Raw genomic sequence first — 22,151 nt, forward strand, 5'->3', positions numbered from 1 at the left:
TAGCTGGCCGACACCTCACATGTCCCAAAGTCATTCATTCTTTGGACCACCTCCTTCCCGTGTACACGGAAGATTAGGTCGCTCTCCGGGCGGACGCAACGGTTAATCACGTCACATCTCACGGCTCTCCTCAGGCCAGCAGGACCTCGACGCCGCGGCCCCGCAGCGTGGCCACCACGGCCGGGTCGGCGGCGCTGTCGGTGATCACCGCGGACACCTCGTGGACGTGGCAGATCCGCGAGAACCCGACGAAGCCCAGCTTGGAGGAGTCGATGACGACGACGGTCCGCTTGGCCTGCTGGGCCATCACCCGGTTGATCGCCGCCTCGGCCTCGTCGTAGGTGGTGATGCCGGCCACCGGGTCCAGGCCGGTGGCCCCGAGGAAGCAGATGTCCGGCGTCAGCTGGCTGAGCGTCTCGGTGGCCATCGCCCCCACCAGCTCGTAGCTCTGCGGCCGCGCGACGCCGCCGCAGACCATGATCTTGATGAACGGGCGCACGATCAGCTCGGTGGCGATGTTGATCGCGTTGGTGACCACGGTGATCCCCGTCTGCAGGGACTCCTGGCCGGGGATGGCCCGGGCGACCTCGACCGTCGTCGTCCCCCCGTTGAGGGAGACGGTGCACCCCGGCCACAGCATCTCGACGGCGCACTGCGCGATCCGCGCCTTCGCCTCGCCGTGGTTGATCGTCTTGTAGCGCAGCGGCAGGTCGTAGGAGGTCGTGTTGGGCACCGCACCGCCGTGGGTGCGGCTCAGCAGCTGCTGGTCGGCGAGGTAGTCGAGGTCGCGGCGGATGGTGGCGGCCGAGACGGCGAAGTGGTCGGCCGAGGCCTCCACGTCGATCTTGCCCTCGGTCACCAGCAGCTCCAGCAGGGCCGACAGGCGCTCGGCTCGGGTCACCGCGCCCACCCCCTCCGCTGCTCGGGCGGCCGACGAGCCGCCGCGCCTCATGCTATGTTCACTTCTGTTCGTTTGGGTAGCAAAACAAGCATTATCTGGACAACAGGAGTGAGAGCCGTGACCTTCTTCGTCGACGACGAGATCGCCTCCCAGCCCGCCTGCTGGCGCCAGGCCGCGGGCCTCGCGCCCGGCCTCGCCGAGGCGCTCCGGGCCCCGGGGGAGCGGGTCGGCTTCGTCGGCTGCGGCACCTCCTGGTTCATGGCGCAGGTCATCGCCTCCTGGCGCGAGACCGCCGGGTTCGGGGAGTCCGACGCCTTCAGCGCCAGCGAGGTCCCCGACCGGCCCTACGACCGCGTCGTCGCCATCACCCGCTCCGGCACCACGACCGAGGTCGTCGAGCTGCTGGAGACGCTGCGCGGGCTCGTCCCCACCACCGTCGTGCTGGGCGACCAGAGCACCCCCGCCGCCCGGCTGGCCGACCAGGTCGTCGACCTCTCCTTCGCCGACGAGCAGTCGGTCGTGCAGACCCGCTTCGCCACCTCGACGCTCGCGCTCTTCCGCGCGGCCTTCGGCACCGACGTCGAGCCGCTCGCCGCCGCCGCGCAGCAGGCCGTCGACGAGCCGCTGCCCGAGGGCCTGGCCGAGGCCGAGCAGGTGAGCTTCCTGGGCCGCGGCTGGACCGTCGGGCTGGCCCACGAGGCCGCCCTCAAGTACCGCGAGACCTCCTCGTCGTGGACCGAGTCGTACCCGGCGATGGACTACCGGCACGGCCCGATCTCCATCGCCCGCCCCGGCCGGCTGGTCTGGATGTTCGGGGAGCCGCCCGCCGGTCTCGCCGAGCAGGTGCAGGCCACCGGTGCGCGGTTCATCGCCTCCGACCGCGACCCGATGGTCGAGCTGGTCACCGTCCAGCGTGTCGCCGTCGCGCGGGCCCGGCTGCTGGGCGTCAACCCCGACACCCCGCAGCACCTGACCCGGTCCGTCGTCCTCGACGGCTGAGCCCCCTCGTGCCCGTCGCCGGGGAGCCCGCGGAGGGCGGTGACTACGTCGTCGCCGTCGACCTGGGCGGCACCCTCACCAAGGTCGCCTACGCCGGCGCCGACGGCACCGTCAGCGGCGTCGTCCGGCTGCCCACCCGGATGGTCGACGGCCAGGCCTCGGTGAGCTGGCTGGCCTCGGTGGTCGACGACGCCGTCGAGGCCCGCCCCGGCGCGGTCTGCGTCGGCTACGGCGTCGTCGTGCCCGGCATCATCGACGTCCCGCGCGGCGTGGTCCGCGCCGCGCCCAACGTCGGCTGGTACGACGTGCCGCTGCGGCACCGGCTCAGCGACCTCACCGGCCGGACCGGCACCGTCGCCCACGACGTCCGCTCCGGCGGCCTGGCCGAGTGGCGGGTGGGCGCCGCCGTCGGGGCGCGGAACCTGCTGTTCCTGCCGCTGGGCACCGGCATCGCCGGCGCGATGGTCGTCGACGGCCGGATGGTCGACGCCGACGGCTACGCCGGCGAGATCGGCCACATCGCCGTCCCGGCCGCCGGGGACGCCGCCTGCCTGTGCGGCCAGCAGGGCTGCCTGGAGACGGTGGCCTCGGCCTCCGGCGTCGCCCGCACCCACGCCCGGCTGAGCGGCGGGCCGGCCGTCGAGGCCCGCGAGGTGGCCGACCGCGCCCGGGCCGGGGAGCCCGCCGCCGTCGAGGCCTTCGCGCTCGCCGTGCAGGCCCTGGTCGAGGCGCTCACCACCTACGCCACGCTGCTGGGTCCCGAGACCGTCGTCGTCGGCGGCGGCCTGGCCGGCGCCTTCGACCTGCTGGGACCGCCGATCGCCGCGGGACTGGACGCCCGGATGTCCTTCCAGCGCCGCCCGAGCCTGGTCCCGGCCCGGCTGGGCGCCGACGCCGGGGTGATCGGGGCCGGACTGGTGGCCTGGGACCTCATCGGTGAGGATGAGGGACCGTGACGACCGAGCAACCGACCGCCCGCCCGGCCCCCACCCGCCTCTGGTGCGAGCGGCTGGTGACCCCGGTGGGCGAGCGCCGCGGCGTCCTGCTCACGCTCGCCGACGGCCGGGTCGCCGACCTGCAGCCCGTGGCCGCCCCGCCGGCCGACGTCGAGCGGGTGGCCGGCTGGACCGTCCCCGGCTTCGTCGACACCCACGGCCACGGCGGCGGCGGGCACGACTACGCCACCCTCGACGTCGACGAGGCGCGCGCCGCCCGGGCCTTCCACCGCGCCCACGGCACCACCACGGCGCTGGCCAGCCTGGTCACCGCCGACCTCGACACCCTCGTCGCCCAGATCGGCACGCTCGCGCCCCTGGTCCGCACCGGCGAGCTCGCCGGGCTGCACCTGGAGGGGCCGTTCCTCTCCCCGGCCAAGAAGGGCGCGCACACCGAGTCGTTGCTCGTGCCGCCGACGCCCGAGGCCGTCGACCGGCTGCTGGAGGCCGGCGACGGCACGCTGGGCATGGTCACCATCGCCCCCGAGCTGCCCGGCGCCCTCGCCGCGATCGCCCGGTTCGTCGCGGGCGGGGTCGCCGTCGCGGTCGGGCACACCGACGGCGACGAGACCGACGCCCGCCGCGCCCTCGACGCCGGCGCCACGGTGGCCACCCACCTCTTCAACGCCATGCGGCCGATCCACCACCGCGAGCCCGGACCGGTCCCGGTGCTGCTGGCCGACGAGCGCGTCGTGGTCGAGCTGATCGGCGACGGCTTCCACCTGCACCGCGACGTCGTCGCGATGGCCGTCGACGCCGCCGGCCTGGACCGGGTCGCGCTCATCACCGACGCCATGGTCGCCACCGGCATGCCCGACGGCGGCTACACCCTCGGCGGGCTCGACGTCGTCGTCCGGCACGGCGAGGCCCGGCTGGTCGAGGCCGACGGCAGCCCGGGCTCCATCGCCGGCTCCACGCTGACGATGGCCGCCGGCTTCGCCTTCCTGGTCTCGCTGGGCTTGAGCATCCCCGGCGCCGCGCACCTGGCCGCCAGCACGCCGGCCCGCCGGCACGGGCTGGAGGGCCGCGGGACCATCGAGGTGGGCGGGGCCGCGGACCTCTGCGTCGTCGACGACGCCGGCCGCCTGCAGCGCGTCCTGCAGGACGGGGTGTGGGTCTGATGGCCACCACGAGCCTGACCGCGCTGCTGACGCCAGCGGCTGCCGCCGGCCGGGGCGTCGGGGCCTTCAACGTCTTCAGCCTCGAGCACGCCGAGGCGCTGGTCGCGGGGGCGGCGGAGGCCGGCACGCCCGTCGTGCTCCAGCTCTCCCAGAACGCCGTCCGCTACCACGGCAGCCTGGCGCCGATCGCCGTGGCGACGCTGGCGCTGGCCCGGGCGAGCGCCGCCCGGGCCGTCGTCCACCTCGACCACGCCACCGACGTCGACCTGGTGCACGAGGCCGTCGCGCTGGGCGTCGGCTCGGTGATGTTCGACGGCTCCGAGCTGAGCTACGAGGACAACGTCCGGGTGACCGCCGAGGTCGTCGCGCACTGCCACGCCCGCGGCGTCGACGTCGAGGCCGAACTGGGCGAGGTCGGCGGCAAGGACGGCGTCCACGCCCCCGGCGTCCGCACCCGGCCGGACGAGGCCGCGGCCTTCGTCGCCGCGACCGGCGTCGACGCGCTGGCCGTGGCCGTCGGCTCGTCGCACGCGATGACCGAGCGCAGCGCCGCCCTCGACCTCGCGCTGGTCGCCGAGCTGCGGGCCGCCGTGCCGGTGCCGCTGGTGCTGCACGGCTCCTCCGGTGTGCCCGACGACGAGATCGTCCGCGCCGTCCGGGCGGGGATGACCAAGATCAACATCGCCACCCACCTGAACAAGGTGTTCACCGGGGCGGTCCGCGCGGTGCTGGACGAGAACCCTGCCCTGGTGGACAGCCGCAAGTATCTGGGACCGGCGCGGGCCGCCATGGCGGCCGAGACGGCACGCTTGCTGATCATGCTCGACGGCACGGGGTCCTGAGCCCCGTCCCCGTGATCAGCGCGACCGCGCCCGTGATCGCGCGCGCATGATCAGTGCGCGGTGCGCCGCCGCGGTCCCAGCTCGAGCACCTCGACCACCGGCGGCCGCTGGCCGTCGTCGCCCCAGGTCCGGGCGCGCGACGGCGTGCTGAGCACCAGCTCGTCGGTCCAGCGGGAGCCGGTCACGGCCGAGGCGGCGACCGGCAGTCCGACGGCGACGGCGGCGAACGGCGACGGGGCGTCGCGGAGGGCCTCCAGCTCGGCGACCAGCGAGGCGTAGGCGATCCGGTTGCCCAGCTGCCGGGTGGCCGACATGGCCGTGTCGTGGGCGACCAGCCGCCGCAGCCGCTGCACGTCGGCGACCAGCTTCTCCCGGCGCAGCTGGGCCCGCAACGCCTCGACCAGCGGGTCGGGCTCGTCCTCGGGGTGCAGGTGCTCGACCAGCCGCTCCAGCCCGGCGAGCACCCGGGGACCCAGCCGTCGGGCGGCCCGCTCGCGGTCGGTCAGCAGCAGCGGGAGGCCCACCAGCGCGACGACGACGACCAACCAGGAGAACAGCTCGGACGCGCTGGGCTCCATGCCGACCCCTCCTCCTCGAGCGGGTGCCGGCGCGGGCCGGCCCGGTCACGGGGGTGCGGACCTCCTCGACCGTGCGCCCACTGTAGATCCGCCCCGCGCCCGCCGGGAGGGGGCGGAGGCCGCCCGGGTGCGGGTCAGCCGCGGCCGGTGAAGGCGGCGTAGCGGTCCAGCGACTCCCGCCGCTCGGTGGCGTGGTCGACGATCGGGTGCGGGTACCCCCGCGGCAGGCCGTCGGGGTTGGTCCACGGCGTGTGCAGGTGCACCAGCGGGACGTCGGCCAGCTCGGGCACGTAGCGCCGGATGTAGGTGCCGTCGGGGTCGAACTTCTCCGACTGGGTGACGGGGTTGAAGATCCGGACGTACATCGCCGGGTCGTTGCCGCAGCCGGCCACCCACTGCCAGTTCAGCTGGTTCTGGGCGACGTCGCCGTCGCGCAGGTGGCGCATGTAGACGTCGGCGCCGTGCCACCAGGGCAGGTGCAGGTCCTTGACCAGGAACGAGCCGGTGACCAGGCGCAGCCGGTTGTGCATCCAGCCCTCGGCGAGCATCTGCCGCATCCCCGCGTCGACCAGCGGGTAGCCGGTCCGGCCCTGCTCCCAGGCGTCCAGCCGGGCGGCGGCCAGCGAGCCCGGCACCGGCTCGTCCACCTGGAGGTTGACGAAGTCGCGCTTGATCGGCGCGGTGACGGCGTCGGGGCGGTGCAGCAGGACGTCGGCGTAGAAGTCGCGCCACACCACCTGGCGGGCGAGCGCGGCCGCCCCCTCCGACGGGCGGCCGGCCAGGTCGGCCAGCACCGTCCGCGGGTGCAGGTGGCCCCAGCGCAGCGGCGGCGAGAGGTGCGTCGTGGCGTCGGCCCCGGGCACGTTGTGCAGCGCCTTGTAGTCGGCCGGGCCCTGCTCGTCGCGCGCCAGCCAGGACCGCCAGGCCGCGCGGGCGTGCTGCTCGCCGGCGACGGCCACCAGCGCCGGGTCCGGCGCCTCGGGCGTCACCCGGTCCGCGGCCTCCAGCCAGCTGACCTGGGCCGGGTCGAGGTCGGGGGCCGGTCCGTGCACGCCGCGGGCCAGCCAGGCCCGGTGGAACGGGCTGAACACCTGGAAGGGCTGGCCGGCCTGGGTGCGCAGCGTGCCGGGCGCGACGCCGTAGGGCGAACCGGTGGGCCGCAGCGCCAGGCCCGCCTCCTCCAGGGCGCGGGCGACGGCGGCGTCGCGACGCCGACCGTAGGGGGCGAAGTCGGCGCTGACGTGCACGGTCGTGGCCCCGGCCTGCGCCGCGACCCGCGGCAGCACCTCGGCCGGACGGCCCTCCACGACGGACAGCCCCGGCCCGCCGCCGGCGCGCAGGTCGGCGTCCAGCGCGTGCAGCGCGGCCATCAGCCAGGCCCGCCGGCCGTGCCCGGCGGAGCGGAGCAGGACGGGGTCGAGGACGAACAGCGGGAGGACCGCCGCACCCTCCTCGGCCGCGGCGAGCAGGGCGGGGTTGTCGGCGAGCCGGAGGTCGCGGCGGGCCCACCAGATCGCGGCCGGGCGGGGAGCGTGCACCGGCTAATCTTGCCCCGCGCACCGGGCGTGCCGACGGCTGGACCGGGCCACGACGGAAATCGGAGAGAATGACACCGTGAGTGACCTGATCGATACCACCGAGATGTACCTCCGCACGATCTACGAGCTCGAGGAGGAGGGCATCGTCCCCCTCCGCGCCCGGATCGCGGAGCGGCTGCACCAGAGTGGTCCGACGGTCTCCCAGACCGTCGCCCGGATGGAGCGCGACCAGCTGCTCCGCGTCGAGGGCGACCGCCACCTCGAGCTGACCGACGAGGGCCGCAGCCGCGCCATCCGCGTCATGCGCAAGCACCGGCTGGCCGAGCGGCTGCTCATCGACGTCATCGGGCTGGACTGGGAGAAGGTCCACGACGAGGCCTGCCGCTGGGAGCACGTGATCTCCGAGGACGTCGAGCGCAAGCTCGTCGACCTGCTGGGCTCGCCGACCCAGTCGCCCTACGGCAACCCGATCCCCGGCATGGACGAGCTGGGCGTCACCGACGCCCCCGGCGTCTTCCGGGACGGCAACGAGCAGCTGCAGGACGTCGTCCGCCGCCAGACCGCCCCCACCCGGGTGGTCATCGAGCGGATGAGCGAGGAGATCCAGAAGGACGTCGAGATGATGGGGACCCTGCGCCTGGCCGGCATCCAGCCCGGCGCGGAGGTCAGCGTCGAGGCCGGCGGCCTGGGCGTCCGGCTGTCGGCGGCCGGCTGGCCCGACTGCGAGATCGACCGCGAGGCCTCCACCCACCTGTTCGTGTCCCGCGTCTGACGCGAGGCGTGGCTGAGTCAGCCGTCGGGGCGCCGGCGATGAGCGCGCTGCTCGACGGGCACTGGTACGACGCCGTCGCCGGCCTGCTCGACACCGCGCTCACCCGGCCGGACCCCTCGTTCGGGCTGGGGGAGATGCGCGACCTGACGCGCGCCCGGAACCTCGCCATGGCCGCGCGCCGGGTGCTGGACCTGGACGGCGAGGACTTCGGCGAGATCGCCGCCGGCTTCGACACCCCGTGGGCGCCCCGGCTGGCCGCCTCCGGGTTCCCGGCTGAGCCCCGTGCCCTCGAGCGCGGCGCGCTCGGGTCCCTGGTGCCGATCTACGAGCTGATGCTCGAGGTGCTGGACCTGCGGGCCATCCGCCGCGAGCCGCTGCAGGTGGTGGTCACCGCACACCTCATCGGGGAGTACCTGCCGCAGCTGGCGTGGGAGTCGACGCTGGGGCACGCGGGCGACCCGCTGCTGCTGGCCGACGTCGTCGGCGGCAGCCGCTGGGGCACCGAGGACCCGGCCTGCCCGCACTCCTCGGCGCTGCGCAGCACGGCCAAGCGGGCGCTGAACGCCTGCCGCGGCGACGTCGAGGGCTACACCGCCTACCTGGACCGCTTCCACTCCCGCCAGGGCGACGCGCTCGCCGTCTGCGCCGTGAACGGCGCGACGGTCGGCCCGGGGGAGCGGCCCGACGTCGGCGACTGGTGCCCGAACCCCTGCGCCTTCGTCACCGAGCGCCCGCTGCCGGAGCGCCGCGACCTCGACGCCCGGGTCCGGCTGGCCAAGCTGTACGTCGAGTCCCCGGTGGTCGCGCTGCGCCACCACGCGCCCGTCGGGCACTTCTTCGGGGTGCCGTCGACGGCGGAGATCTCCGAGGCCTGGCTGCGGACCTGGGAGAAGCTGGCGACGCCGTGGAACGACGGCAGCAACCCGTTGCTGACCACCCCGCCGCCCGCCACCGCGGTGCACGAGGCGCTGCCCGGCATGGCGGCGCTCGTCTCGGCCGTCGCGGGGCGACCCTTGGGTCCGGGCCGGCTGCTCCGCGACATCGGCGACGACGTGGCGCGGGCGCTGGAGGCGACGGACGTGGAGGTGGTCGGGTGAGCGGGCGCGACGGCGGCGAGGAGCCGCTGGACTGGAAGGGCTTCCTGTCGGAGTTCCACCGGACGCGGGCCGGGGTGGCCGAGGCCGTGCTGTCCCGGGCGACCGCCGGCGACCACTCGCCCTACCGCTGGCTGGGCCGAGCGGTGTCCGCCGACGCGCGGGTGATCGTCGACCTCGCCGCCGGCTCCGGCCCGATGTCGCGGGTGCTCGCCCAGCCGGGCCGCACCGTCGTCGGGGTCGACCTGTCGGCCGAGGAGCTGGCGCTGGCCGCCGAGCGCGGCCCCGGGCCGTGGGTCCGCGGCGACGCGCTCCGGCTGCCGTTCCGCGACGGCTCCGTCGACGTCGTCACCAGCTCGATGGGCCTCGTCGTGGTCCGCCCGCTGGAGGAGCTGCTCACCGAGATCACCCGGGTGCTGCGCCCCGGCGGCGTGCTGGCCGCCATCGCGCCCGCCGTCCGGCCGCTGGGCCCGCCCGACCTGCTGACGCTGGGCCAGATCAGCCGACGGCTGCGGGCCAAGCCCCGCTTCCCCGGACCGGTCGAGCTGGCCGGCTTCCACAAGACCCTCGACGCCGTCGGCCTCACCCGGGTGGAGGACAAGCGCGAGCGCTACCGCTTCTCGGTCCGCAGCCGTGAGGACGCCGAGCTGGTGATGTCGGCGCTGTACCTGCCGAGCACCCGCCGCTCCCGCGTGGTGGCGGCGGTGGAGTACCTCGAGGACCGGCTGGAGCGGTCCGAGAGCGTCGAGATCGCCATCCCGATGCGCCGCGTGGTGGCCATCAAGTAAGCCGTCGGCGGGCCCGGCCCGCCGCCCCCTGGAGGTGGCCCCGTGGACCTGCTCGCCCTCGCCGTGCTCGGCCTGCTGGCCGTGGCCGGCGCCACCGCCCTGTCGTCGCGGCTGGGGGTGGCCGCGCCGCTGCTGCTCGTGGTGGCCGGCATCGCGGTCAGCCTGCTGCCGTTCGTGCCCGAGCTCGAGGTCGACCCCGAGTGGATCCTCGCCGGCGTCCTGCCGCCGCTGCTCTACTCGGCGGCGGTGTCGATGCCGGCCATGGACTTCCGCCGCGAGTTCCCCGCCATCGGCGGGCTGTCGGTGCTGCTCGTCGTGGTGACCTCGGTGGTGCTGGGGGCGTTCCTGTCCTGGGTGGTGCCCGGGCTGAGCCTGTGGTGGGGGATCGCGATCGGCGCGGTGATCAGCCCGACCGACGCGGTGGCGACCTCGATCGTCAAGCAGGTCGGCGTCTCGGGCCGGGTGGTCTCGATCCTCGAGGGCGAGAGCCTGCTCAACGACGCGACCGCGCTGGTGCTGCTGCGGACCGCGGTGGCCGGGGCGTCGGCGTCGGTGACGCTCGGTGGGGCGCTCGGCGACTTCGCGCAGGCCGTGGCGGTCGCGGTCGTGCTCGGGTTCGTCGTCGGCAAGGTCAACCTCCGCGTCCGCGAGCGAGTGGCCGACCCGACCGTCAACACCGTGCTGTCCTTCACCGTGCCCTTCCTGGCGGCGGTCCCCGCCGAGGCCCTGGGCGGCTCCGGGCTCGTCGCGGCGGTGGTGGCCGGGCTGGTCACCGGGCACGGGGCGCCTCGACGGCTGACGCCCCGGCACCGGCTCTCCGACGCCGAGAACTGGCGCACGGTCGAGCTGGTGCTGGAGGGTGCGGTCTTCCTCGTCCTCGGCCTGGAGCTGACGGCCCTGGTGGGCGACGTCGTCGCCTCCGAGGCCGGCGTCGGGACGGCGGTGCTGCTGGCCGCCGCCGCGCTGGCCATCACAGTGCTGGTCCGGGCCGGCTACGTGGCGCCGCTGCTGTGGTCGCTGCACACCCGGTCGCGGCGGGCCGAGGGGCTCAAGCCCCGGCTGGCCGACCTGCAGGAGCGCCTCGACGCCCGCGTCGCCGGGGCCGCGCTCGACGAGCCGGCGACCGGTCGGCCGCGACGGCGCGGCCGGCGGTCGGGGACGGGGGAGCGGCGACGCCGGGGCGACCTGCCCCTCTCGGCCAGCCGCCTGCAGCGCTTCCAGACCCGGATCACCCGCTCGGCCGCCGACATCGACTACCTGCTGGCCGCGCCGCTGGGCTGGCGCGAGGGCAGCGTCGTCGTCTGGGCGGGGATGCGCGGGGCGGTGACGGTGGCGGCGGCCCAGACCCTGCCCCCGGAGACCCCGGCCCGCTCCCTGCTGGTGCTGGTCGCCTTCCTCGTCGCGGTCGGCTCGCTGCTGCTGCAGGGCGGGACGCTGGGCCGGCTGGTGCGCCGGGTGACCCCGAGCGGGCCGGTCGACGACGCCGCCGAGCGCGAGGAGCGGACCCGGGTGCTGGAGCTGATGTCGGGTGCCGCGGCCTCGGTGCTGGGGGAGGAGAAGCGGCCGGTGCCCGACGCCGACCCGGCCCGGCGCCAGGCCTTCGTGCGGCAGCGGCTGGCCGTGCTGGAGGCCCAGCGGCAGGCGGTGCTCGACGCCCGCGACGACGGCCTGTTCGGCGCGGAGACCCTGCAGGCCGCGCTCGCGGTGCTCGACGCCGACCAGATCAGCCTCGAGCTGCGGGGCCGACCCGTCGACGGCTGAGCGCCGGGGCGGGGAATAGTGGTCTCCCCGGGGCGGTTGTGCCCGGTGACCGCAGCGGGTACGCGGCCACGACTTTCAGGACAGGAGCTACGCATGGCAACGATCGACATCAGCGCGGAGAACTTCGAGAAGACCATCACGGACAACGACATCGTCCTGGTGGACTTCTGGGCCGACTGGTGCGGCCCCTGCAAGCGGTTCGCGCCCGTCTACGACAAGTCCTCCGACCAGCACGGCGACGTGACCTACGCCAAGGTCGACACCGACGCGCACCCCTCCCTGATGAACGACTTCGGGATCCAGGCCATCCCCACGCTGATGGCGTTCCGCGAGGGCGTCATGGTCTTCAACCAGGCCGGTGCGCTCCCCGGCCCCGCGCTGGAGCAGGTCATCGACGCGGTGAAGAAGCTCGACATGGAGGAAGTGCACGCGCAGGTCGCGAAGCTCCAGGCCGAGCACGGCGACCACGACCACGCCGACCACCAGCACTGACCGCCGCGCTTGGAGCTCGGTCTCCGCGCGCTGAGCCTGTCGAAGGGCTGAGCAGCACCCCCGCTCGCTGAGCTCGTCGAAGGGCAGCGGACCTCAGGCCGTGTAGGCGTCCACCACCTCGGTGAAGGCCTGCGCGGCCTGCTGCACGTCCAGGTCCAGCACGACCTCGAGGGTCTGCCAGGGGTCGGCGCTGCGGGCCTGCAGGTCGTAGGAGACCGGTCGCCGGTCGACGACGGTCTGCCCGCGGCCGAGCCCGGCGAGGTCGACGCGCACCGGGTGCCGCCCCACGGTGAACAGCTCGGGGTGGGTCAGGAAGACCAGGGCGCCGGCGTCGCCGATCCCGCCGACGTAGTCCTGCTCGGTCAGCCCGTCGGCCCGGGCGCCGCGGCGCAGCAGCAGCTCACCCGTCAGCCGCTGCGCCGGGTGCTCGCTGGCCGCCCAGCGCCGGGCGTGCTCCTCGGGGATGGTCAGCCGGTTGAAGACGTCCAGCCCGTACATGGCGGTGGGGATGCCGGACTCGACCACGCAGGTCGCCGCCTCCGGGTCCAGCCAGACGTTGAACTCCGCCACCGCGGTGACGTTGCCGACCGAGGCCGAGCCGCCCATGAAGACGATCCGTTCCAGGTGGTCGGTGACCTCGGGGTGCAGGGTCAGCAGCATCGCGAGGTTGGTCTGCGGCGCGAGCCCGACCAGCGTGACGGGGCTGTCCGCCGCCACGACCTGCTGGCGCAGCAGCTCGACGGCGGTGAGCGGACTGGTGGTGCGGGCGGTGTCGGGCAGCACGATCCCGGCCAGCCCGTCCTCGCCGTGGAAGGCCGACTCCTCCTGCACGCGCTCGATCAGCGCCTTGCGCGCGCCGGCGGCGACGGGGACGTCCGGTGCGCCCGCCGCGTCGAGCACCTTGTGGGTGTTGTCGACGACCTTCTCCAGGCTCGCGTTGCCGGCGACGCAGCTGATCCCGGTGACCGTCAGGTCGGGGTGGCCGACGGCGTACAGCAGGGCGAGCGCGTCGTCCGTGCCGGTGTCGACGTCCATGACGAGGGTGCGGGCGGGCATCGACGACCTCCGGGCGTGTGGGGTGGGGCGCGGGCGATCCACTAGCCTAGGCGCTCGGGTCCGACGCCCCGGGCGTCGGTCGGCCCCCATAGCTCAGGGGATAGAGCAAAGGTTTCCTAAACCTTGTGTCGCAGGTTCGAATCCTGCTGGGGGCGCCCCTGCGCCGACCGGGCTCCCCGACCACCCGGTGGTCGTCGGCGCTGCCACCGGCCCGCGGCGCCCACGTCGCGACGGTCCGGTCCCGGGCTCGGGTCTCCTCCGCGGATGTCCTGTCGTCACGGCGACGGGGAGGCCCGGACCCGCCTGCCCGGACGGGGAACGGCGGTGCCGCGACCGGCGGCCGTGCGCGGACGGGACCGGCGCCCCTCGAACGATCGCGGAGGACGAGAGGTGCCGGTCCCTCGCTCGACGTGCGTGGGTGACCTGATGATCCCCCGATCGTCCTCTGTCTGCGCACGTGAACTTCTGACACGATAAGCAAGATCACGGTTTGATAACAGCATCCCCGCGGTCCTGTCCACTCTCGGACATGTCCGAGAGTGGGACATCGGTCACGTGCACGCTCGACGCGGACCTCCGGTGCGCCCCCGTCCGGCAGCGGACGGCTCTGTTAGTTTCCAACCACTCGGTTCGGATGCGAGCACAACCTCGACGCGAACCGCGTCATCCCGGGGAGGCACCCCGGCCCTTCCCCCTGGGTCCGCCAGCTCGCGGAAGGTCCCCTCAGCCCCTCCCCAGGGGTTGGAAGCCGGACCCCGCCGCAGCAACCGGCGGGGCCCGGCCCACCAGCAGGCGTGCCCACCGGTGGTCCGCGTCAGCACCAGCCGGAGCCGCCGCTGACGACGAACGCCTCGTGTTCGGTGCCGTCGCCCGCGCGGATCCCTGCACGGGGATCAGCCTCGCGGTCGGAGGAGCCCCTGTCCGCTGAGGTGACGAGCTCCGGTGGGCATGCCGGTCCACCACCGCGTGGGCCCGTGCGTGATAAGTCGCGCCAGGGCCGGACCATCGCTGCCCGCGGGCTCCGGCAGCGCCCGTCGCCAGCACCCCGCGGATTCGCGGACCCGCATGAGGACCGGTCGCCTAGGGTTGGACGCACGACGCCGCGAACTGCGTACGACGACGAGGAGCAGCTGGTGGTGACACAGCACGAGGACGACCGGGGGACCGGCGCCCGCGACTCCCGAGCCGGGGACGAGGCGGCGCTGACCCAGGCCTACGACCGGTGGTCGCCGTTGGTGTACAGCCTCGCACTGAGCTCGCTCGACAGCGAGGCGGGGGCCGAGTCGGTCACCCGCCGGGTCTTCGCGCAGCTGTGGGCGGCCCAGGACCGGTTGGCCGAGGCCTCCGAGTCGCTCTCCTCCTGGCTCGTCGAGCTGACCCACCGCTCCATCGCCGAGCAGGAGGGCGGGACGCCGGCCACCCCGGCCCGGCCCGCGGCCGCCGACCTCACCGGGCGCCTCCTCGTCGCCGACGGGGTCTCCCACCTGGACACCGAGCCGCAGCAGGTCCTGCGGATGGCCCTGTACGGCGAGCTGACCAGCGCCCAGATCGCCGAGCGGCTCGGACTGCCGTCGGGCACCGTCCGCAGCCACCTGCGCCGGAGCCTGCTGACCCTGCGGGAGCGGCTGGAGGTGCAGCCCCGTGCATGCTGACCCCGACCTGCTCGCGCTGCTCGCCCTCGGCGAGCCCGCCGGCACCCCGGAGGAGCGCCTCCACGTCGAGGCCTGCGCCGTCTGCGCCCACGAGCTCGCGGACTTCGCCCGCGTCGTCGACCAGGGACGTCGCGCGCCCCTCGACGCCACCCTGACCACCCCCGGCGAGCAGGTGTGGCTGAGCATCCGCTCCGACCTGGGGCTCACGGCCCCGACCCAGGAGCCCGCGACCGAGGACGGCCAGGACGAGGACGACCTCACCGGTCACGCCCACCTCGCCCCGGTCGAGGCCGTCTGGGCCGACGCCACCGGCGACGCCGAGCTCGCCACTGACGAGCGTGGCCGCCGCATCCTCCAGGTGGCGCTGCACGCCGAGCTCCCCACTTCGGGCATCCGACAGGCTTGGCTGGTCCACCGGCACGACCCGACCCGTCGTCAGACCCTGGGGATCCTCGACGGCAGCCACGGGCTGTGGACCGTCGACCACTCCATCGACCTGGCCGAGTTCGGCATCCTCGACATCTCGCAGCAGAGCCCGGGGGAGACCGAGCACTCGGGTCAGACGATCGTCCAGGGCGAGCTCACGCTCGCCAGCTGACCCGTCGGGTCCTAGGTCAGCAGTCCCGGAGGCTTTGGTCCCCTCCTGGGCCGGGGCTCTGGAACCACCCACCACGCGCACGTAGCGTCGACCGTGGCTCGGGGCCTCCTGCAGAAGGTCACGCATGCCCGCCTCCCGGCCCGTCCCCACCGCGCAGCGGCTCCGTCCCCTCAGCGTCCTCGTCGGGCTGGCCCTGGCGCTGGTCTGCCTCCCGCCCACCGCCGACGCCGCCCCGCGCACCTGCACCGCCACCCCGTTCCGGACGAACGTCGGCAAGAAGGTCGTCTACCGGATCCCGTCGTTGGTCGTGACGCCGAAGGGGACGCTCGTCGCCTTCGCCGAGCGCCGGCGCAGCACCAGCCCGTCCGCCGACATCTCCGACCTCGAGATCGTCACCGCCCGCTCCACCGACCGCGGCTGCCACTGGAGCAGGCCGCGCGTCATCGCCGACCAGGGCACGGGCACCGTCGGGAACCCGTCGCCGCTGGTCGACACCAGCACCGGTGAGGTCATGCTGTTCTCGGTCCACCGGCCGAAGGGCGGCACCACCGGCCACGGCTTCCACCTGCAGCGCAGCACCGACGACGGCCGCACCTTCACCCCGTACAGCAAGGCCGGCAAGGACCTGGCCGGCACCCCCCGCTACGCCGGCGGCCTCACCGGGCCCGGCCACGCCCTGCAGCTGCGCTCGCCGAAGAGCCCGCACCGCGGCCGCCTCGTCGTCCCCATGGGCTACAAGGACGGCACGCGCTACGGCGCCTACGCCGTCATCAGCGACAACCACGGCACGACCTGGAAGGTCGGCTACAAGGCCACCGGAGACGACGGCCGGATCGAGGGCACCGTCGCCGAGCTGCCCGACGGCCGGCTGTGGATCAGCTACCGCAACCGCAACGCCCAGGCCCCCGTCGGGACCGGCCGCATCGCGGCCTTCTCCAGCGACGGCGGCTCCAGCCTCGACGCGCCCTTCCGGCGGGCCGGCCTGCCCACGGTCTCCGTGCAGGGCAGCGCCCTCGCCCTCACCGGACCGCACGCCGGCACCCTGCTGTTCTCCTCGCCGGCCCGCAAGGACCCGACCCGACGGCACGGGATGGCGGTGTTCGTCAGCCGCGGCGCGAAGGTCGGGAAGACCTGGAGCGCCGGCCGCCCGGTGCAGCGCGACAGCCGCCCCGGCGCCTACTCCGACCTCGTCCAGCTCGACGGCGCGACGGTCGGCATCCTCTACGAGACCGGGCGGACGTCCTGGAAGGAGCGGATCGACTTCCGCAGCCTGCGGATCGCCGACCTCGTGCGCTGACCGACCGCTGCCGCTCGCCCAGCGCGGGGCCTCGACCCGTGGCGCCCGGCCGGCTGCCCCGCGACCCGGTCGCGCCCACGCGGACCTGGCTGCCGCCGGCGGACTTCGGTAGATTGCGTCCCGCGACAACCTCGGGGGAGGGTTCCGACGCACGTTCCAACACGCCTCCGGGGGGCACCAGCATGGCTCGAAGAGCAACCGCACAAGATGTCGCCGACCTGGCCGGGGTGTCCCGCAGCGCCGTGTCGCTCGTCCTCAACGGACGCGCCAAGGGGCTGATCTCCGCCGTCAAGCAGGAGGCCGTGCTCGAGGCGGCCCGCCGCCTGGAGTACACGCCGAACGCCGTCGCCCAGAGCCTGCGCACCTCCCGCACCCGCATCCTCGGCGTCCTCACCTGGCGCGGCGTGGGCGGGCTGCCGCTGCACCTGATGGCGTCGGCCCTGCAGACCTCGCTCAACAACGGCTACAAGCTGATCAAGATGTACGCCGAGCCCACCGAGATCGACCAGCGGCGGGCGTTGTCCACGCTGGGCAACCAGCAGGTCGACGGGATGCTCGTCGTGGCCCCGGAGCTGTGCCAGTACGAGGCCGTCGAGGCGCTGTCGGCCTCACCGGTGGTGCTGCTCAACTGCCAGGACCCGCACCAGCAGCTCACCTGCGTCGCCCCCGACGAGGAGGGCGCCGGCCGCGGCGCCGTCGAGGCCCTGCTGGAGCGCGGGCACCGCGACATCGCCGTGCTCAGCGGACCGCTGGACCACTTCCAGACCGGTCTGCGGGCGAGCGGGGCCACCCGGGCCCTCGCCGACGCCGGCCTGGCCCCCACCCAGGTGCAGGCCGAGGACCTCCGCATCGACGAGGGGCTGGCAGCCGCCACCGCGCTGCTGCGCTCGGACCGGCCGCCGACGGCGCTGGTCGCCACCAACGAGCGGCTCGCCGTCGGCGTCATGCTCGCCGCCGCCCGGCTGGGGCTGTCCGTGCCGCAGGACCTGTCGCTGGTGAGCCTCGACGACCGCGAGCAGCTGAGCAACCAGCTGTCGCCCGAGGCCACCCGGATGGAGCGGCCCGACGACCTGATGGCCGCGCACGCCGCCGAGCTGCTGATGGACTGGTTGGACACCGGCCGCGCCCCCGAGGCGCAGAACTACTCCTTCGTCTGCCCGCTCGTCGACGGCGCGTCGATCGCCGCCCCCGCGTCCCGGGGCTAGAGCAGGGAGCTCAGACGCCGGGCGTCCCGGGGTCCTCGGCGCCGGTCTGGTCGTCGGCCGCCGGGGCGTGGATCTGGTCGCTGCCGACCTGGTCGGACTGGCCGTCGGTGCCGTCGGGGCGTCCCTCGGCGGGGGCGGTCATGGTGGGCTCGGAGTCCTGGTCGTCGATGTCGACGGTGTTCTCGCTCATGGCCCTCCCCCTACCCGCTGACCGCCGGCCCACGCAGGTCGCGGGTCATCCAGACGGTGTCGCCGCGCTCGGCGTCGGGGTCGAGCCGCCCGCTGTCGTGGAAGCCGAGCTTCTCCAGCACCCGGAACGACGGCGCGTTCCAGACCCGGACCGTCGCCCAGAGCCGGGGCAGGCCCGCCGTCGTCGCGGCGTGGACGACGGCCCGCGCCGCCTCGGTGGCGTAGCCCCGGCCGTGCTCGCGGCTCAGCAGCTCGTAGGCGATCTCGGGCTCCTCGGCGCTGGACTGCCCGGCGATCAGCCCGCAGTAGCCGATGACGTCGCCCTCGGCGCGGCGCTCCAGCGCGAGCAGGGCCAGGCCGGTCCGCGCCGTGACGACCAGCTGCTCGGCCAGCCGGGCCTCCATCTCCGCCACCGTCGGGTGCCCGTCGGCGTCGATCCGGTAGCGCGCCCGCGGGTCCCGCTCCGACCAGAGCGTCCGGACCAGCGCCGCGTCGGCGGCCGGCAGCCACGCGCGGAGCCGGAGGCGCTCCGTCGTCAGCAGCGGGGGCAGGGGAGCGGGCACGGGCTCAGCGGATGGTGTAGCCGCCGTCGACCAGCAGGTCGGCGCCGTTGACCATGGCCGCGGCGTCGCTGGCCAGGTAGACCGCGGCGGCCGCGATCTCCTCGGGCAGCGCGAACCGGCCCACCGGGATCTCGGCCTTGAGCGCCTCGCCCTCGGCGTTGTCCCAGGCGGCGCGGCCGAGGTCGGTGAGCACCACCGTCGGGCTGATGGTGTTGGCGGTGACGCCGCGGCCCGCCCACTCCGCCGCCAGCACCTTCGTCATCCCGACGAGGCCGAACTTCGACGCGCAGTAGGCCACGTGACCGGGCAGCGCCACCGTCGCGGCCTGGGAGGCGATGCTGATGACGGTGCCGCGGCCCTGCGCCAGCATCAGCCGGCCGACGTGCTGGCTGACGAGGAACGCGCCCCGGAGGTTGACCGTCATCGTCCGGTCCCACGCGTCGAGCCCCAGCTCCTCGGCGGGCGCGAGCAGGGCCAGGCCGGCGCTGTTCACCAGCACGTCCACCCGGCCGAACTGGTCGGCGACGGCGCCCACGGCCTCGGCCACCGAGCCCTCGTCGCTGACGTCGCAGGACACCGCGGCGACCGCCGAGCCGTCGGCCACCTTGTGCTGCGCGGCCTCCATCGCCCGGTCCAGCACGACGACGGCGGCGCCCTTGGCGGCGAAGGCGTCGACGACGGCCGCGCCGATCCCCGAGGCGCCGCCCGTCACCACGGCGACCTTCCCCGCCAGCGAGAAGTCGAGGAGGGAGTCGGGGACGGTGTCGCTCACGCTCGCACCTTCCTCCCCGCGGGCGGTGGCCGCAAGAGGGCGCGCGGGAGCGCCCGGGCCTGGTCCGGGAGCCGCCGTCAGCCCTAGGGTCGGGACGGTGCGCACCCTCACCTACCACGTGGCCGCCAGCGTCGACGGGTTCATCGCCGGACCGGGCGGGGAGTTCGACTTCTTCGGCTTCGACGGGGACAGCGCGGCCTGGATCGTCGCCGAGTGCCCGGAGACGCTCCCCGTGCAGGCGCGCGGCCCGCTCGGGCTGACGGGCACGCCGAACCGGCACTTCGACACCGTGCTGATGGGCCGGCGCACCTACGAGCCGGCGTTGGCCGCGGGCATCACCAGCCCCTACCCGCACCTGCGGCAGCTGGTCTTCTCCCGCACCCTCGGCGTCCCGGCCGAGGGCGTCGAGGTGGTCGCCGACGACCCGGTCGCGGTGGTGCGACGGCTCAAGCAGGAGGAGGGGGCCGGGATCTGGTTGGCCGGCGGCGGTGCGCTCGCCGGCGCGCTCCGCGACGAGGTGGACGTCCTGGTCGTCAAGCGGAACCCCGTGGTGCTCGGCGCCGGCGTCCCGCTGTTCGCCGGCCCCTTCGCCCCGACGGGCCTGCGGCGCACCGGCACCCGGGCCTTCGAGACCGGCGTGGTGGTCGAGACCTACCACCGTCCCTGACGCTCCCCTAGGGTGGCGGCCGTGCCGCGGGTGCTGCTGACGGGGATGTCGGGGACGGGCAAGAGCACCGTGCGCGCCGAGCTGGTCCGCCGCGGGCACCGCACCGTCGAGACCGACGACCCCGGCTGGCACCGGCCCGAGGGCGGGTGGGACCACCCGCGGATGACCGCCCTGCTGGCGGCCCACGACGACCTCCTCGTCGTCGGCACCGCTGACGACCAGGGCCTGTTCTACGACCGCTTCGCCCACGTCGTGCTGCTGAGCGCCCCGGCGGAGGTGCTGCTGGCGCGGGTGACCACGCGGACCGCGAACCCCTACGGGCGGACGGCCGGGCAGCGCGCCGAGATCCTCGGGTACCTCGCCGAGGTCGAGCCGCTGCTGCGGGCCGGGGCGACCCTCGAGCTGGACGGCCGGCGGCCCGTCACCGAGCTGGCCGACGTGCTCGAGGGGCTGCTGCGCGGCTGAGCCGGCAGGCCCCGGGCCTCCTGGGTCGGGAGGCCCAGCAGGGGGTCCGGGCAGCACGACGGCGCGGCACCCGCAGGTGCCGCGCCGTCGTGGGGGTGGGGTCAGCGCGCGGTGACCGCGGACCCGAACCGGTCGGACCGCTCCGCGGCGCTGGGCGCTCCGGTGATGCTCTGCGTCAGGACCTGGTCCCGGCTGATCGTGACGCCCGAGGTCGCGCCCCGGAACACCTGGACCGAGCCGCCGTCGGGGGCCGCCCCGACGTTCTCCAGCGGGACGCCGACGGCGAGGTCGGCGTAGCCCGAGCCGACGAGGTTCGCCGAGGCCACGGCCGCCGCGAACTGGTCGTTGCGCTCGGCCGAGGCGTCGGAGCCGCGGTTGCTCTGGTGGATCAGCTTGTCGTCGGCGCTGCGCAGGCCCGGCGTCGAGCCCTCGAAGACCGCGACCGCACCGGCGTCGACGACGGAGCCGACGTTCTCCAGCGGCACGCCGACGGCGAGGTCGGCCTTGCCCGAGCCGGCCAGGTTGGCCGCCGTCAGCGAGTAGCCGAACAGGTCACCCCGCTCGGACTTGTCCGCCACGTTCCGCGTGTTCTGGCTGATGACCTGGTCACCGGCGGTGCTGACGGCGCCCGTCGAGCCGCGGAACAGGTGGATCGCCCCGGCGTCGACGACCTTGCCGACGTCCTCGCGCGGCACGCCGACGGCGAGGTCGGCCTTGGCGTTGCCGGACAGGTCGCCCGTGGTGACGGCCCAGCCGAACCGGTCGCCCTTCTCGGACTTGTCGCCGGCGCCCTTGCTGTTCTGGGTCAGGAGCTGGTCGGCGGCGGTGCTCACCCCGGCGGTGGAGCCGCGGAGCACGTGCACCGCGCCGGCGTCGGCGATCCGGCCGACGTTCTCGTAGGGCACGCCGACGGCGAGGTCGGCCTTGCCGCTGCCGGCGATGTCGCCGATCGCCACGGCCTTGCCGAACTGGTCGCTCTTCTCGGCCACGTCGGCCGCGCCGCGGGTGTTCTGCTGCACCAGCTGGTCGCCGGTGGCCGTCACCCCGGCGGCGGAGCCGCGGAGCACGTGGACGGCGCCGGCGTCGACCGCGCGTCCGATGTCCTCGTAGGGCACGCCGACCGCCAGGTCGACGATGCCGCTGCCCGAGACGTCGCCCACCGCGAGGGCGGAGCCGAAGCGGTCCCCGGCCTCGGCGACGTCGACGGTGCCCGCGGTGTCCTGGGTGAGGAACTGGTTGGTGGTGGTCAGGCCGCTCGCGGAGCCGTAGAACACCTGGACGGCGCCGGCGTCGGCGCGCCCGTTGACGTCCTCGAGCGGGACGCCGACGGCGAGGTCGCCGAAGCCGTCGCCGTTGAGGTCGCCCATGGCGACGGAGGAGCCGAAGCGGTCACCGGCCTCGGCCTGGTCGGCCACCCCGGCCACGTCCTGGTGCAGGACCCGGCCGCGGGCGCCGCTCAGGCCGCCGGCCGCGCCGTAGAAGACCTGCACGGCCCCGGCGTCGGCGATGGTGCCGACGTCCTCGAGGGGCACGCCGACGGCGAGGTCGGCGTAGCCGTCGCCGTTGAAGTCGGAGGCGGTCGCCGGTGCGGCCGCAGCGGTCTGGACGAGCGGTCCGGGGGCCACCAGGGCCACCACCGAACCGAGTCCCAGGCAGGCGAGCGCGGTCGCGCCCACCCTGCGTCGTAGTGCGGACATGAAGTCCTCCCAGCGGTCAGCCGGCGCGTCCCCGTCGGGCACCGGTCGCGGATGACGGTAACAAGCCGGCCCGGCCGCTGCCGACCGTCCGCGGCAGGTCCCCGCCTGC

At 74.9% G+C, this 22,151-nt stretch carries 23 protein-coding genes and 1 tRNA gene; 16 read left to right on the forward strand and 8 right to left on the reverse strand.

All coding sequences use genetic code 11. The annotated features are described in order from the left end of the window. Positions 1-130 precede the first annotated feature (130 nt). Positions 131-901 carry a DeoR/GlpR family DNA-binding transcription regulator gene (locus JOF54_RS14665; protein ID WP_307804198.1) on the reverse strand — a complete coding sequence of 257 codons (771 nt, stop codon included), beginning with the start codon at positions 899-901 and terminating at the stop codon, positions 131-133. Between the two features lie 117 nt (positions 902-1,018). On the opposite strand from JOF54_RS14665, the gene JOF54_RS14670 reads away from it, so the two are divergent. Genes JOF54_RS14670 through JOF54_RS14685 form a run of 4 tightly spaced genes read left to right on the forward strand, consistent with a single transcriptional unit; the run spans position 1,019 to position 4,858 of the window. Next, the gene (locus JOF54_RS14670) at positions 1,019-1,900 is read left to right on the forward strand and encodes an SIS domain-containing protein (protein WP_307804199.1); all 882 of its coding nucleotides are present in this window, start codon (positions 1,019-1,021) and stop codon (positions 1,898-1,900) included. Positions 1,901-1,908: 8 nt separating this feature from the next. Further along, the gene (locus tag JOF54_RS14675) at positions 1,909-2,856 is read left to right on the forward strand and encodes an ROK family protein (protein WP_210057154.1); all 948 of its coding nucleotides are present in this window, start codon (positions 1,909-1,911) and stop codon (positions 2,854-2,856) included. After that, on the forward strand, positions 2,853-4,016 hold the full coding sequence (locus tag JOF54_RS14680) for an N-acetylglucosamine-6-phosphate deacetylase (RefSeq protein WP_210057163.1): 1,164 nt from the start codon (positions 2,853-2,855) through the stop codon (positions 4,014-4,016). The genes JOF54_RS14675 and JOF54_RS14680 overlap by 4 nt, the downstream gene beginning before the upstream one ends. Continuing rightward, positions 4,016-4,858 carry a class II fructose-bisphosphate aldolase gene (locus tag JOF54_RS14685; protein ID WP_210057165.1) on the forward strand — a complete coding sequence of 281 codons (843 nt, stop codon included), beginning with the start codon at positions 4,016-4,018 and terminating at the stop codon, positions 4,856-4,858. The genes JOF54_RS14680 and JOF54_RS14685 overlap by 1 nt, the downstream gene beginning before the upstream one ends. A gap of 50 nt (positions 4,859-4,908) precedes the next feature. On the opposite strand, the gene JOF54_RS14690 is transcribed toward JOF54_RS14685, so the two are convergent. Continuing rightward, positions 4,909-5,436 carry a hypothetical protein gene (locus tag JOF54_RS14690; protein ID WP_210057168.1) on the reverse strand — a complete coding sequence of 176 codons (528 nt, stop codon included), beginning with the start codon at positions 5,434-5,436 and terminating at the stop codon, positions 4,909-4,911. 134 nt (positions 5,437-5,570) lie between these two features. Beyond that, the gene (locus tag JOF54_RS14695; RefSeq protein WP_210057170.1) at positions 5,571-6,974 is read right to left on the reverse strand and encodes a cryptochrome/photolyase family protein; all 1,404 of its coding nucleotides are present in this window, start codon (positions 6,972-6,974) and stop codon (positions 5,571-5,573) included. Between the two features lie 76 nt (positions 6,975-7,050). Between JOF54_RS14695 and JOF54_RS14700 the strand changes: the two genes are divergently transcribed. The 5 genes from JOF54_RS14700 to trxA all read left to right on the forward strand — a co-directional run bounded on the left by JOF54_RS14700 (position 7,051) and on the right by trxA (position 11,881). Further along, positions 7,051-7,746: an iron-dependent transcriptional repressor DtxR gene (locus JOF54_RS14700; protein ID WP_210057172.1), complete on the forward strand. Its 696-nt coding sequence runs from the start codon at positions 7,051-7,053 to the stop codon at positions 7,744-7,746. Positions 7,747-7,784: 38 nt separating this feature from the next. Then, the gene (locus JOF54_RS14705) at positions 7,785-8,843 is read left to right on the forward strand and encodes a hypothetical protein (RefSeq protein ID WP_372443524.1); all 1,059 of its coding nucleotides are present in this window, start codon (positions 7,785-7,787) and stop codon (positions 8,841-8,843) included. Continuing rightward, on the forward strand, positions 8,840-9,628 hold the full coding sequence (locus tag JOF54_RS14710) for a class I SAM-dependent methyltransferase (RefSeq protein ID WP_210057177.1): 789 nt from the start codon (positions 8,840-8,842) through the stop codon (positions 9,626-9,628). The genes JOF54_RS14705 and JOF54_RS14710 overlap by 4 nt, the downstream gene beginning before the upstream one ends. Positions 9,629-9,670: 42 nt before the next feature. After that, positions 9,671-11,389 (forward strand): cation:proton antiporter, encoded by a 1,719-nt coding sequence (locus JOF54_RS14715; RefSeq protein WP_210057179.1) that lies wholly within the window; start codon positions 9,671-9,673, stop codon positions 11,387-11,389. Positions 11,390-11,482: 93 nt separating this feature from the next. Next, a complete protein-coding gene (gene trxA / locus JOF54_RS14720) occupies positions 11,483-11,881 on the forward strand; it encodes a thioredoxin (protein WP_210057181.1) in 399 nt (132 codons plus the stop codon). 93 nt (positions 11,882-11,974) lie between these two features. Here the strand turns inward: trxA and JOF54_RS14725 are convergent, their stop codons facing one another. After that, positions 11,975-12,937, reverse strand: coding sequence for a nucleoside hydrolase (locus JOF54_RS14725; RefSeq protein WP_210057183.1), 963 nt, complete (start codon positions 12,935-12,937; stop codon positions 11,975-11,977). 82 nt (positions 12,938-13,019) lie between these two features. Here JOF54_RS14725 and JOF54_RS14730 point away from each other — a divergent pair. The 5 genes from JOF54_RS14730 (at position 13,020) to JOF54_RS14750 (ending at position 17,689) form a co-directional block, all read left to right on the forward strand. Beyond that, positions 13,020-13,092, forward strand: a tRNA-Arg gene (locus JOF54_RS14730). Between the two features lie 978 nt (positions 13,093-14,070). Beyond that, complete coding sequence (locus JOF54_RS21985; RefSeq protein ID WP_210057185.1) at positions 14,071-14,589, forward strand: RNA polymerase sigma factor; 519 nt, start codon at positions 14,071-14,073, stop codon at positions 14,587-14,589. After that, the gene (locus JOF54_RS14740; RefSeq protein ID WP_210057187.1) at positions 14,579-15,187 is read left to right on the forward strand and encodes a hypothetical protein; all 609 of its coding nucleotides are present in this window, start codon (positions 14,579-14,581) and stop codon (positions 15,185-15,187) included. Before JOF54_RS21985 ends, JOF54_RS14740 begins: the two co-directional genes overlap by 11 nt. A gap of 124 nt (positions 15,188-15,311) precedes the next feature. Beyond that, positions 15,312-16,484: a sialidase family protein gene (locus JOF54_RS14745; protein ID WP_210057189.1), complete on the forward strand. Its 1,173-nt coding sequence runs from the start codon at positions 15,312-15,314 to the stop codon at positions 16,482-16,484. 182 nt (positions 16,485-16,666) lie between these two features. Continuing rightward, positions 16,667-17,689: a LacI family DNA-binding transcriptional regulator gene (locus JOF54_RS14750; RefSeq protein WP_210057191.1), complete on the forward strand. Its 1,023-nt coding sequence runs from the start codon at positions 16,667-16,669 to the stop codon at positions 17,687-17,689. 10 nt (positions 17,690-17,699) lie between these two features. Here the strand turns inward: JOF54_RS14750 and JOF54_RS14755 are convergent, their stop codons facing one another. From JOF54_RS14755 to JOF54_RS14765, 3 genes are read right to left on the reverse strand one after another with little or no spacing between them, the layout of a single operon-like run. Next, positions 17,700-17,879 (reverse strand): hypothetical protein, encoded by a 180-nt coding sequence (locus JOF54_RS14755; RefSeq protein WP_210057193.1) that lies wholly within the window; start codon positions 17,877-17,879, stop codon positions 17,700-17,702. A 10-nt stretch (positions 17,880-17,889) separates the two neighbouring features. Beyond that, entirely contained in the window at positions 17,890-18,441 is a 552-nt protein-coding gene (locus tag JOF54_RS14760) for a GNAT family N-acetyltransferase (RefSeq protein WP_210057194.1), read from the reverse strand. Positions 18,442-18,445: 4 nt separating this feature from the next. After that, a complete protein-coding gene (locus JOF54_RS14765) occupies positions 18,446-19,213 on the reverse strand; it encodes a GolD/DthD family dehydrogenase (RefSeq protein ID WP_210057196.1) in 768 nt (255 codons plus the stop codon). A 97-nt stretch (positions 19,214-19,310) separates the two neighbouring features. Here JOF54_RS14765 and JOF54_RS14770 point away from each other — a divergent pair, with 97 nt between their 5' ends. Both JOF54_RS14770 and JOF54_RS14775 read left to right on the forward strand, forming a co-directional pair. Then, entirely contained in the window at positions 19,311-19,880 is a 570-nt protein-coding gene (locus tag JOF54_RS14770; RefSeq protein ID WP_210057199.1) for a dihydrofolate reductase family protein, read from the forward strand. Between the two features lie 21 nt (positions 19,881-19,901). Beyond that, positions 19,902-20,345 carry an ATP-binding protein gene (locus tag JOF54_RS14775; protein WP_210057201.1) on the forward strand — a complete coding sequence of 148 codons (444 nt, stop codon included), beginning with the start codon at positions 19,902-19,904 and terminating at the stop codon, positions 20,343-20,345. 101 nt (positions 20,346-20,446) lie between these two features. Here the strand turns inward: JOF54_RS14775 and JOF54_RS14780 are convergent, their stop codons facing one another. Continuing rightward, on the reverse strand, positions 20,447-22,021 hold the full coding sequence (locus JOF54_RS14780; protein WP_210057203.1) for a VCBS repeat-containing protein: 1,575 nt from the start codon (positions 22,019-22,021) through the stop codon (positions 20,447-20,449). Between the last annotated feature and the right edge of the window lie 130 nt (positions 22,022-22,151).

The sequence above is a fragment of the Microlunatus capsulatus genome (assembly GCF_017876495.1).
Classification (GTDB): domain Bacteria; phylum Actinomycetota; class Actinomycetes; order Propionibacteriales; family Propionibacteriaceae; genus Microlunatus; species Microlunatus capsulatus.